This is a genomic window from Peribacillus sp. P4_D6 (assembly GCF_056401795.1).
Genome location: NZ_JBFUIQ010000008.1, coordinates 69,944 through 81,969, shown reverse-complemented (window position 1 = coordinate 81,969; position 12,026 = coordinate 69,944). Strand labels below are relative to the sequence as shown.

Here is a 12,026-nt window from a genome sequence, read left to right as displayed (position 1 = left end):
ATGCTTGGCAATATCCATACCAACAACGAGTGTATTTTCAGTAACTTGATTAATTTTTTCATTCCATTTAAACTGCATACAGAAGTCCTCCTTGTTTGATGTTGAGTCAATGGTCGTTGACACTCATGCATCATACAAGAGGGCTCTTTTTCTTTCAAGACTTCGAACATCCTTCTAACAGGAATGCTGCCCCGTCAGTTGCATAAAAAAAGCTGTCTTAAAGACAGTTCCGATTTTGAGCTAACGCACCCGTTATTTGAATAAGAAAACAGGCTCGCCAAAACAATCCTATCCTTAATCACCCGTCACTTAACAAGCCTTTGTTCTAACTCATCTTTTTGGCGCAAGTGATGACGAAAATGCATGCCAACCAAATCATACCATTCCCTTGCATTCAGCCATCCGAACCCTCCATGCTCGACTTTATAATTTGGGTTTATATTATCGACTTTCGATGCCCATTGGCTTAACCTTAGAATTACTTGATCCATTCTGCTGATAAGATCATCCTTGCTATCTGAATTATTAGGTGGAGTATTTAGTTCATCCGGTAATTTAATTTTAATTGGCGGAAACCCTCCAATCTTATATAAATGCTTACCAAACTCCGTTTTCCCAAGGGGTTGTTCATCATTTAAGGTGAAACATGTATCCATATTATCTAGATACTCATGGGCAACAAGGATTAAATGGTCATACATTTGCCCAATAGACCAAACCGTTTCTTCAGATTTATATCTTAGCTGTTCCAAAGAGTAATTTTGAAGCTCGTTTTTGTAAGTATTAATTAGTTTAAGTTCACTCAATTTAATTCCTCCATTATATTATTTAACTCAAAGTCTAAAACTTTTATATTTTTTGTATATGTAACTAATTATTCAATTTTCAATTATAAAATACCTACTTCAACTAACCTGTCCCTTTAGTTGCATTAGACTTTATTGAGTTGACAAAGACTGAGACATAAAAAAAAGACGGTTTTACCGTCTAATAAATAGCTCTCTTAATAAAAACATACTAAGAATTAATCCTGGAATACTTAGCCATCTTAATCAAACATAAAGGTTTTTTTTCGATAGCTTATTGAAAAGACTAACCCCATCGCTAACATATTACCAATTAATGAGCTTCCTCCATAACTTATAAAAGGTAAAGGTATTCCTGTTATGGGTACCAGGCCTATATTCATCCCGATATTCTCAAAAACATGGAAAAAAATCATGGAAGTAACACCGGTGCATATGTAAGATTCAAAACTATTTTTTACGTCTAGAGCCAACTTCACTATACTCGAAATAAGGAGAAAATAAATTGTTACTAAAATACTAGCTCCAAAGAAACCATATTTAGAAGAAATAACGCTAAATATAAAATCCGTATGTGCTTCTGGAACATATATACCCTTTTCCAGATAACCATATACCCCTCCTGAACCAATGGCTAATAATGCTTTGGTCAGATTATAGCCTTCACCTGATGCATAAGATTCTGGATCGATCCAAGCATAAATTCTTCCTAATTGATAGGTTGCGAAACCCATTGATTGAAGCATTTCAGGGTTGAAAAAGACTAAGTATATAAGAATGCCAGAAATTAAGGAAATGATAATAAAAATAACACTGATAATTTTCCATGATATTCCCGAAATAATGAAAATCCCTGTAAAAATACATATTAATACTAAAGACGTACCTAAATCTGGTTGTCGCATAATTAAAAGTATAGGAAGAGCTGTAGCAGCTCCCATCTTAATTAGCAGTAACAAATCTGTTTTTAAAGTTTTATCCAAATATTTTTCATGATGTTTTTGTACTAAGAAACTTAAACAAATTATTAAAGATATTTTTGTGAATTCGGCTGGTTGTAGTGATCCGATTCCCGGAAGTTGAAACCAGCTTTTGGCTCCATTTATTTCACGAGCTATTGATTCAGGTGCCAAAATTAAGGCGATTAATAGAATGATGCTAAATGAGTATATAAACCAATTCAAGCGAAAGATCTGTTCAGAATCTAAATACATAATTCCTGCAATTATCCCGATCCCCACAATATACCAGGTTATTTGTCTAAATAAAAAATTCCCTTCATATTGACCAAAATCTTGAGCATTTAATATAGCTATACAACTTGTTATAAATAGTAAAAGTAAAAGTGTAATCAGATTGTAATCCAACTTTGAATTTTTCATTTTTTCCCCTTGTAAATATTATCTTATAACTCAACTTAATTTTACTGAAAATGTAATTTTTTTAAATAAAAGCATGGAGGATAACCAATTAAAAAAGGCTTAAAATGTTATCTTTTTTGTTATACGATTTTATTTTTTCAGTATTATTTCCACATTTACATATTATTTCACGAAAAGTAATTAAAAGTATACAAATAATCCATTAGCAACCTCCCTTATTGAAGTAAAGCACTTGTTAGTTCTATAAGCATTAGAAACCCGTAAAGCCACCAAATACATTATTTGTTAAAAAAGTTGTAATCTTGGTCATCCAATCAAAAAATAAGACAATCCCCATAATAATTGTTATATAGCCACCAAATTGAGTTATTTTGTGGTTATATTTTTTTATCCATCCTGATTTTCCTATAAAAAATGACATTGTTAAGAAAGGTATGGAAAACCCAAGAATATAAGCAATCATATATAATAAACCTTGTCCAGTCGATAAACCAAGGGTTACGATGGCACCTAATATGGGTCCAATGCAAGGAGTCCAACCAGCAGCATATCCTATCCCAATTAAAATAGAACCTATATAACCAGATGGGCGATTTTTAAAATTTATTTTTCTGTCCATCATCAAGAATTTAGGTTGAAAAACCCCAACAATCATTAAACCAAAAATAATTATCAAAATAGCCCCTACTTGTCTAATTAAATCAATATATTCATAAAATAGATCGTAAATAACAGAAGTGGATAACCCTAATATTACAAAGATAATAGAAAAACCGATCAAAAAAAATAAGGTATGAAGCATTGGTTTGCGGTTTAATTTTTTATTATCTTCTTTTAATTCACTTATCGATAATCCTGTAATATAAGATAAAAACGCCGGGTATAAGGGTAAACAGCAAGGAGATATAAAAGATAGTATCCCTGCACCAAAAGATAAAAGAATATTTAAGTCTCCCAATCTTATTTCCTCCAATTTCCGCTTTCCTTGTATAACTTTACCATATATACGTATACCCTTGTTGAACTATTCTGCCTTAAACTCCATAAGAAAAAGAGCTGCCGAAGCAACTCCTTATGAATTAAAGCACCCGTGAGTTCATGAAGGAAATCCAGGTGTGTCTCAATCATTATAATAAATAATCAGCCAAGATTTTCGGATAACTTCTTAATTATTTGTTTAGAATCAGATGCAAATTCCACAGATGCATCATAATACATTTTTCCGTCTTTAATCTGGGAGAAATCACCAATCTCGATTCTTAGCAGAGTACTATCGCCTTTTTCTTTTAATTGATAATTATATGCGACATCACCTTCATTCGGCTTTACTTCCCAATTTGAAACGTTCAAAGCGATTTTTAATTCTTTCTGTACAACTGCTCTAATGATTTTAGTGATTGACTGCCCACCATTAGGAAGCTCCCAAATCACCTTACTTCCCTCGGTCATATCTTCATTAGGATAATTTTCTGGTAGTTCATCCCATTCTGCAACGTATTTGGGTTTAGTAAGCACTTCCCAGACTTTCTGAGAATTTGCTTCAATGAGTATCTCATCTCTTACAATTAGCTGTTCGGTCATTTAGTGGAACTCCTTTCAAGTGAATGACAACTCGTTATTTCTCCCAGAGCTCGATCAGTCGACCTTCAGGATCTTCAATCCAAATAAACTTTCCAAATTCACTAATCTCTTTTTTCTTTGCAAGAGGGACACCAATATGTTCAAGATGCTTAATAGTCTCGTTTAGATTATGTACTTCAAAATTTAACATCACTTGTTGTTCTGTTGGAAAATAACTGTCATTCTCGGTAAAGAAAGAAAAGATCGTCTCATTTCCTAATTGGGGTTTTATCACAGTCCCATTCCAATTTTCTATTTCAAGCTTCAAAACTTCACTGTACCACTTTTTTACAGATTCAAGATTCTTAGTTCTCCAAAATATTCCTCCAAAACCTTTTATCATCGTATCTAACTCCTGTCCGTCATCCAATTTTCATCTATCCGATTACATTAGATATTCGAGATTTACATTTCAAGTTCCTTCTTCAACTATACTGCCCCTCTAGTTCATTACTATATTTCCCCTAGGATGAAGGCAAATTGGACTAACCTGCTTACATTAGGGAAAAGGCGTTCCTGCTTAATACAGAAACGCACCCGTTATGTTTCCCCTTCATTCTTTCAATGAATGGGAGGGATACTCCTGTTGGATATGACGTATAAGTGCAGTGACAACTTGCGGACCGGATTCTACGAGTCTGCCTTGTTCAAATGCAGTGAAGTTATCACCGCCTGAAGCTAAATAATTACTAACCGCTACTTCATATTCGTTGTTTGGCTGAATCTCTTGACCCTTCTTGTCTTTCAGCACAACAACGCGCCTGCCAATTGGAGCTTTGGCCTCCCAATCATACGTTAAGCCAACCGTTTGTAACCTATTTTCATAATCTTTCGTCCACTGCTGCTCTAAAGCAAGTTTTATCTGGTCACCCGTTAAAATTAACTTACTGACATTATGCCCCATAGGCACGTTTGTATAAAGGTCTTCTACATTGATCTTCCCTTTTTTTAAACTTTTCCGCATTTCGCCTTGATGGACAAAAGCTATATCTACCCCCATGGCTTCGCGCTCAGATTCTGCAATCATTTTCGCTAATGGGGATTCACCGTTTGCATCTTGATTTCGTCTGATTTCTTCCGGCATTTCCCCTATTACCTGATTAAAATTACTCCCCAATCTTTTTCTATATTTATTTAGAAGGGCGACCGTTTCTTCATCCGGTTTTATATGGTGATGTGAAGTGGAAATGATCTTTGCTTGTTTCTTAACAATCATTTTAGAATGCGGGTCAATTTCAAGCTTAACTTGAGAAAAGGCTTTCCCATTAGAATAAGCTTGAACGATCAGTTTACCGGCTGCAACGGTATTGGCATATTCATGGCTGTGACCCGCAAAAATGACATCGACCTCATCATCGATTTTTGGAGCCATCTCCACTAAAGCTCCAGTGGAATTTGCTCCTGCCTTTTCTGATTTAGCTGAATCATGTGCCAGTACAATAATCACTTTGATCCCTTTTTCCTTTAAAAGCTTTACGGTTCGGTTAATAGCTGAAACTTCATCCGTAATTTCTACTTCTTTTCGATTTTCAGGAGACACATACATGTTGGTCTCTTTTGTGACCACACCGATAAATCCAATATCAATTCCGTCCATTTGTTTAATAACATACGGTGTTAACAAGGGAATGCCCGACTTTCTGTCGATGATATTTGCAGAACTGTAAGCAGTATTGGCACCTTGAAAATACCCTGTTTTTTTATTGAATCCTCCATGAATAAGACGTTTCATTTCATTTACGCCTTCGTCCAATTCATGATTTCCAGGTGTCCCGACATCAAAATGCAGGAGGTTTAAAAATTCGATCGTGGGTTCGTCTTGAAATTGAGAAGAGATTGGAGGGCTTCCTCCTACCATATCGCCAGCATGAACGAGTAATGTATTTGTGTTTTCTTGTTTATATTTTTTTAAATAGGCAGCCAAGTATTCAGCACCGCCTGCCATGTTTCCTGAAACCATTTGATATTTGTTTAGTTGGCCGTGAAAATCATTAACGCCTAATAATTGTAGTTGAATGTAGCGGTTGGATGTGGAATGATTCGTTGAGGAATGATTGGATGAGAATGCTGTGATTTTATAAGTTACGAAAATGATGATAAATACCAAGATGAACAAAGAAGTTATGGCCTGAAATTTTGACAACTTCGGATCCCTCCCTCTAGATGTAAGTTAAGAATAACTCTAGAATTTTATATCCGCATAAAGGGACCGTGATTTTTTTGTTATGTTTTATATAATAATTATTAAATGAACCCCGTACATGCATATCTTTTTAAAAAAACTCATACGGCTAAACATTTAGAAAGGCTCCCGGAACTGCTGCTCAGTTCCAGGTGTTCAAAGTAAAGTACGCTTTACTTTAAGTAGAATACTTTAATTTGATAATAAGTATAGATTGGATATCTTGAAATTGCAGTATAGGAGAAGTGCTGAGGAGCCCTAATAAAAAGCTGGACAGTTCCTGGTTACAGGAAAGCAAGACCGCTGTATGGATGTTTAAAAAATTGGCCCAGAGCACAATAATAAAGGCAACGTATGTATGTCTTTATTCCGCCAAAGGAGGAGTATCCATTTGAAGATTTCTTCAATATCATTCATAGAACCTCCCGTTTATCATGAATTCCCTCCCCTCTATGAAGGTTTAGGGCTGCCTGAGTTGTCTTCATTCATTCAGCATCGATTTGAATTTGCATATACCTTGGGGAAAGCCGAAAGAACGGGGCTTGCTAGCATCCGCTTTTATAAGCGCCAGAGGGATTTCGAAGTACATATACCTGATAAGATGCCAGGAGTGGGACCAATGAAGCTTCGGGAATTAAAGGGGTTGTTACTGGAGAAAGCCAAAGCAGCATTCATCGAAAATATTGAATCTGAACCAAAAAAAAGAAAGGTCTACTACGCCGAATTTCGTCGCCCTCGGAAAGATGCTGAATAAGTGTGCTATCCGACAAACTGGAGCTATCATTGTTGTCTTGTTGAATTTGTTTTATAAAAAGAGTTCGTACATTAACTTCCCCTCTAAAAAAGGTTGCCGCAGCAACCTCCCTTGTTTTAATAATCCGTCTTATTTTCATTATCCAAATCATCATCAAGAAAAGACTTTTTATCTTCCTTCATTCCATACTTTTTTTCAAGAAATTGACCTAAATTCGAATGGTTAATTCCTCTTCTCACTGCTTTTTCAATAACTATATAGAGAATGAATCCCCCAACAATATAAAATATTATAGCCTTCACTAAAAATCCCCCAAACAACAACTCATTTCCCCCTTTATTTTACCAAAAAAACCTTGTTTGAGTGCCCGAATATTGCCTAAAAAAAAGGAGCTGCTAATCAGCTCCTTGAAATGAAATAACGGCCTAACCTCCTGTATAAACACTTTCACATGTTCCAGGCTTTGGTTCATAATAACAATGATTTTTAAATTGACCGGCAAAAGGTTGATCGTACCAAGTCGGTGGGCATGGAGCATATGGATTAAAATACCAAAGCGCATATTTCCCTGGGTGTTGCCTCCAATAATCCAAATTCTGTTTTGCTAATCTTTTTTCAGCAGTTCTCGCTCTTTGATAAAATACATTCCCTTTTTGAACAGCTTCAAAAGAATAATTTCCTCCTTGTACATGATAAATGACTTGTGGAATTGTTCTTAACTCTTTAAAGTCTAAACAATTTGCCTTAAGGCGGTTAACAATTACATTTCCAACATACAACATTCCTTGCAGTCCTTCACCTTCGGCTTCAGCTCTCATCATCCTTGCCATTAAATCCACGTCTGAACTTCGATAACTTACTCTTGGCATTTTTTCACCCCAAATATATCGTATGAAAAACAGCCTGCACTAATGTCATCATTTGTGAAAATGACACTCTCCTTCAGTAGAGGCTTTAGTGTAGGTTGTATTAAACTCGTTTAGTAACACCGAGAAAATGGGTGTCTTAATGGAATGAAATCAAGATCCTATATGCTAGTCAGAGAAGGATTTTTTTTGCACACAAGGTTGCCGAAGGAATCTAAATAACAAATTCCCCCCAACAAAATCTCGGGGGTTTTTCTTTTGAATAAAGAAACATAAAATTTTTCGATTGACTTTATGTAAAAAATAAAATAAAATTCTAGGTACTTCATTTAAACTACTCTAACTTAAGTACTTGAAATTGAGTAATATACTTTAAAACAAAAAAGGATGGATTCAACATATGAAATTTACTGCATTCTTAAAAACAAGAGGTGCAACAGCGGCAATCTTTATGGGGATTTTCTATGCAGTTGCCATGCTAGGCATCTTCTTGCCTGGGTATACAGCCATTCCAGGAAATGTCGATAAATTACCTATCGCCATCATCAATGATGATGCTGGTAAAAATGGGGCAATGATCGCCGAAAATTTACAAGAAAATTTACCCTTTAAAGAAATCGAGACGGATATATCAAATAAACAAGCCTTAAAAGATTTGGAGCACAATGATTTAGCATTAGTCGTACACATCCCAAAAACCTTCTCTGAAAATATTCAAAAAGGTGAAGCGTCATCAAGCATCGACTTTACAATCAATGAGGCAGGGGCAACAGTCGTTTCTTCTACCATGAATTCTGTCGTAACTGAAATTAACAGTCAGTTAAGCACACAATTCTCGCAACAAACAGCTCAGGGCGTATTGATGAACTTTAATGTACCAGAAAAGCAAGCTGCTGAATTAGCGGAAAAGATTGAGAAATCCTATGTAGGAAATGTCGTTACAATCAACGAAATACCTGATGGCATGAATCATAATATGCTGCCGATGTTCTTAACAATGGCCGGTTATGTAGGGGCGATGATCGGGGCCATGCAATTAGTAGGTGCATTTAGAGCCAGCCGGGGAAAAGCAAGCAAAACACGGTTATTCACTTATGTGCAAATGGCTGCATTATTGATTGCCGTGGTTTCATCAATCATCGCTGTAGGTGTAGCCTATTTAATTGATAAGCCGAGCGGTGACCTATTCTTCGGTATAGTAGGTCAACAAATACTGAACTATATGGTATGTTTTAATTTCACCGCGATTTTAATCTTCTTATTTGGTGAAGGCGGCATGATTTTGAACTTACCGATTTTATTAATGCAAACAATAGCGAATGGTGCCACCATCACACGTGATATGATGCACGCACCATATGAATGGATGAGCCACATTTCACCGATGTATTACTCGGTGCAAGCATACTTTGCAAACCTATTTGGCAGCATCAGTCCAAGTCCGTATATTTGGTCAATGGCTGCGGTAGGTGCCGTTGCGATGTTAATTAACATGGCTATTGTCGCGTTTTTACACAAACCGATGCCAGTACAGGTTTCTGAAACAAAAGTTGAAAAGAAAGCGGCGGAAATCACAGCTTAGGTTTTGCTACAATAAGGAGATAATACTTCTTAAAGGAGCGTAGAAAATGTCTATTCAAATTTTTATATTGAGCAAGCTGATGGAGGATAAAAATTATCCTTATAAATTAAAAAAGCAGCTTTCAGAACCCATTCCATTGGATCGCCTGGGCGGATTAACGGAAAGTAAACTGTACTACCATTTTGAATCATTGGTGAAACAAGGTTTAGTCGAGCCAGTTGAAGTGATAAAAGAAGAACACCGGCCTGATAAACAGGTATTTGCGATTACGGATAAGGGTCGCGAAGAACTACCAAAAAAAATCTATAAATTATTTGAAAATGCGGATGAAATCAAGGATATGATTGTTGGTTTAGCCAACATCAAATATGTGGACCGGGATAAAGTAGTAGATATATTAGAAAGAAAAGTAAAGTCCATCAAGGCTATTTGGGAGCAGCTTGGGAATTTCGAGCCAGAACCTAAAGGCAACGAGAATATTCGTGAATTTTTAGAGGGTTATTTTTCGACCAGAACAGATCACACAATATCTTGGTTTGAAGAGTTAATCAAAAGGATCAAGACAAAGGAATTGTGAGTTTACTTGCAGGCAAATTCGAGTTGATTTCAGAAATCCGCTCCCTTTCCGCCGACTGTCTACCAAGCGTCTGTGGAGTCTCGGCTAGCCAGTTATTCGGCTGGAGTGTCGCATATTTCCTCCATCCAATAAGGAATACAGGAGAAAAATTCAAAGAATAAACTAAACTTGGTTCGGAATAGACCAGCCTGCAGTTTTTATTTTAAAAAACGTTCCAGTTGATTGGAACGTAAGGTACAAGACTCCTGCGGGAAAAGCGTGACCAAGGGAGACCCCGCAGGCCTTGCCGAGGAGGCTCCCCGGACCGCCCGCGGAAAGCGAGTGCCTGGAGTGGAAATCAACGTTCAGGTTTACTAACCATCAAAAACGTTCGAGTTGATTTCAGAAATCCGCTCACTTTCCGCCGACTGTCTGCCAAGCCTCCTCGACGCAAGCGTCTGTGGGGTCTCGGCTAGCCGGTTATTCGGCGGAGTGTCGCATATTTCCTCCATCCAATGAGGGCTTCTTCCCTATAAAAAGTAGGATAAAATACGGGAACGTCCGATTTGGACGTTCCCGTTCTTATCCATTAAAACTCACTATAATCGAATAACTGTAAAGCTAATGAAGCATTTTTAAAAGCTGCGTTTCTCTGGCCAAGCTCCTTGCATTTTACTAAGGAATACAATTTGCCCAATATGATATGCGTCGTGCATGGCTAAACTCTTCAGTTCAAGCACTAATGAATTATCTTCACCCGGGACCTGTCTATACAAATCTTCATGTTCTGATTTTGCTAGTACTTTTCCAAGTTCGCGATGAACATAAAAGTATTCTTGTTTTGTTTCTTTCCAATTTTCTAACGTCTCAGTTGGTAGTCGAAATGTAGAGTCATTATTTTCTGCCTGTGGTTCATTCTCTGTTTCACCAAGAAACCGCATCAGAAATCTCTTTTCATAGAAAAGTAAATGACAAACTAATTCCCAAATGGAATTCATTGCTCCATCAGCTGGTTTCCATATTGCCTGTTCAAAAGTAATATCCTCTAGCACTTTTTCAAGTGGTGGAAACCAGTCTTCCTCATCTAAGCAGCTTGCCCATTGTTGTAACAAAAGGGTCTTTACATCCATTTTCCATTCCCTCCAATTTAATCCCTTTAATAGATAATCCCTTTGGTCAACATTCATTTGCGACGTGTTTTAGATAACTAACTAACCAAGGTGTCATGCCAATTCCTTGTTCAATTAAACTGGCCCTTTAAACGGAACAATGAACGTTCCGTTATTTGGAAAATTCTGATAATATCAGTTTATCATAAGTTGCGTTGACTGAGAAAGAACAACTGACCATTTTAGTAATCGTAAAGTTATCTTTTATATGTTCGATGGGAATTTACCAATTTAAGGATATTGGAAGAGACTTCGATTTTAGGCGCGAGAATCCGGCGGGAGAAGCGTGTCCAGAGGAGACCCCACAGGCGCATAGGCGCCGAGGAGGCTTCCCGGAGACCGCCCGCGGGAAGCGAGTGCCCTACGTTCCAATCAACGAATCACTGTACAGCCCCTCACAGACTTAATCGGAATGAGCAGATAAGTAGTCCGATTTGATCGTTTTTAGAGCATGAACTTTTTGAACGTTTCATCCACTTAGTCCATACCAAAAATTTTCCCATATATTTTGAATTCTAGGTTCCATATTCTCTTTACCATAATAAGAAAATCCCATGAATATCCCATCGATCAAACAGAAATAGGACATGATTAAGTTCTCGATTTTCCCTTGGCGTATTTCTTTTTTGTCTATTCCTTCGACAAAGATAGCATGTAAGATAGCGGAAAATGATTCTTCAGATTTAAGGAAACTTTCATTTAAGATGTGCTTCAAATGCTCCGGCGGGAAAATCATTGCCCTCTTTAAAAATGTTGCTTTATCTTCATGGTTTTTATAATAGTTACAAGTATCTAGAAGGATGTGCTTTAGCTTTTCTTCAGAAGAGAGTGTATTTATCTCTTCGACAAATTGTTCGATCTGGTGTATATGCTCTTCCAGGATTTCTTCAAACAGACACAAGAAAAGGTCATCCTTATTTTTGAAATGGTTATAGATTGAGGGTTTTTGTATACCTACCCTCTTGGCAATTTCCGATAAAGCAGTTCCCTCGTATCCGTACTTGGTAAAAAGTGATAAGGAAATGTTTTTTATTTCATTTTTTGTCATAATGAGCCTCCAAACTATCCAACGTCAGTTAATTTCATTATAAACTCATTTCCTTTTTTAA

General features: G+C 36.7%; 13 protein-coding genes. 3 read left to right on the top strand and 10 right to left on the bottom strand.

The genetic code is table 11. The features are described 5' to 3' along the window. Window positions 1-305 precede the first annotated feature (305 nt). The 6 genes from AC1DVB_RS05190 to AC1DVB_RS05165 all read right to left on the bottom strand — a co-directional run bounded on the left by AC1DVB_RS05190 (window position 306) and on the right by AC1DVB_RS05165 (window position 5,951). Window positions 306-806: a DinB family protein gene (locus AC1DVB_RS05190; RefSeq protein WP_096341167.1), complete on the bottom strand. Its 501-nt coding sequence runs from the start codon at window positions 804-806 to the stop codon at window positions 306-308. Window positions 807-1,048: 242 nt separating this feature from the next. After that, entirely contained in the window at window positions 1,049-2,188 is a 1,140-nt protein-coding gene (locus tag AC1DVB_RS05185) for an FtsW/RodA/SpoVE family cell cycle protein (RefSeq protein WP_034310882.1), read from the bottom strand. Between the two features lie 250 nt (window positions 2,189-2,438). Continuing rightward, window positions 2,439-3,146, bottom strand: a complete 708-nt coding sequence (locus tag AC1DVB_RS05180) for a cytochrome c biogenesis CcdA family protein (RefSeq protein ID WP_057279194.1) — start codon at window positions 3,144-3,146, stop codon at window positions 2,439-2,441. A gap of 182 nt (window positions 3,147-3,328) precedes the next feature. Then, window positions 3,329-3,769: an SRPBCC domain-containing protein gene (locus AC1DVB_RS05175; RefSeq protein ID WP_477588424.1), complete on the bottom strand. Its 441-nt coding sequence runs from the start codon at window positions 3,767-3,769 to the stop codon at window positions 3,329-3,331. 34 nt (window positions 3,770-3,803) lie between these two features. Next, a complete protein-coding gene (locus AC1DVB_RS05170; RefSeq protein WP_034310877.1) occupies window positions 3,804-4,151 on the bottom strand; it encodes a VOC family protein in 348 nt (115 codons plus the stop codon). A 210-nt stretch (window positions 4,152-4,361) separates the two neighbouring features. Then, entirely contained in the window at window positions 4,362-5,951 is a 1,590-nt protein-coding gene (locus tag AC1DVB_RS05165; RefSeq protein ID WP_477588422.1) for a bifunctional metallophosphatase/5'-nucleotidase, read from the bottom strand. A gap of 430 nt (window positions 5,952-6,381) precedes the next feature. Between AC1DVB_RS05165 and AC1DVB_RS05160 the strand changes: the two genes are divergently transcribed. Beyond that, window positions 6,382-6,744 carry a hypothetical protein gene (locus AC1DVB_RS05160; RefSeq protein WP_477588420.1) on the top strand — a complete coding sequence of 121 codons (363 nt, stop codon included), beginning with the start codon at window positions 6,382-6,384 and terminating at the stop codon, window positions 6,742-6,744. A gap of 116 nt (window positions 6,745-6,860) precedes the next feature. On the opposite strand, the gene AC1DVB_RS05155 is transcribed toward AC1DVB_RS05160, so the two are convergent. Both AC1DVB_RS05155 and AC1DVB_RS05150 read right to left on the bottom strand, forming a co-directional pair. After that, window positions 6,861-7,046 carry a hypothetical protein gene (locus AC1DVB_RS05155; RefSeq protein WP_477588418.1) on the bottom strand — a complete coding sequence of 62 codons (186 nt, stop codon included), beginning with the start codon at window positions 7,044-7,046 and terminating at the stop codon, window positions 6,861-6,863. Window positions 7,047-7,169: 123 nt separating this feature from the next. Further along, window positions 7,170-7,613, bottom strand: a complete 444-nt coding sequence (locus AC1DVB_RS05150; RefSeq protein ID WP_063574939.1) for a cell wall hydrolase — start codon at window positions 7,611-7,613, stop codon at window positions 7,170-7,172. Between the two features lie 397 nt (window positions 7,614-8,010). Between AC1DVB_RS05150 and AC1DVB_RS05145 the strand changes: the two genes are divergently transcribed. Continuing rightward, window positions 8,011-9,192, top strand: a complete 1,182-nt coding sequence (locus AC1DVB_RS05145) for a YhgE/Pip domain-containing protein (protein ID WP_477588416.1) — start codon at window positions 8,011-8,013, stop codon at window positions 9,190-9,192. A 46-nt stretch (window positions 9,193-9,238) separates the two neighbouring features. Beyond that, a complete protein-coding gene (locus AC1DVB_RS05140) occupies window positions 9,239-9,769 on the top strand; it encodes a PadR family transcriptional regulator (protein WP_034310865.1) in 531 nt (176 codons plus the stop codon). Window positions 9,770-10,383: 614 nt separating this feature from the next. Here AC1DVB_RS05140 and AC1DVB_RS05135 read toward each other — a convergent pair. After that, on the bottom strand, window positions 10,384-10,878 hold the full coding sequence (locus AC1DVB_RS05135; RefSeq protein ID WP_057279083.1) for a DinB family protein: 495 nt from the start codon (window positions 10,876-10,878) through the stop codon (window positions 10,384-10,386). Between the two features lie 508 nt (window positions 10,879-11,386). Next, on the bottom strand, window positions 11,387-11,965 hold the full coding sequence (locus AC1DVB_RS05130; protein ID WP_477588414.1) for a TetR/AcrR family transcriptional regulator: 579 nt from the start codon (window positions 11,963-11,965) through the stop codon (window positions 11,387-11,389). Window positions 11,966-12,026 lie beyond the last annotated feature (61 nt).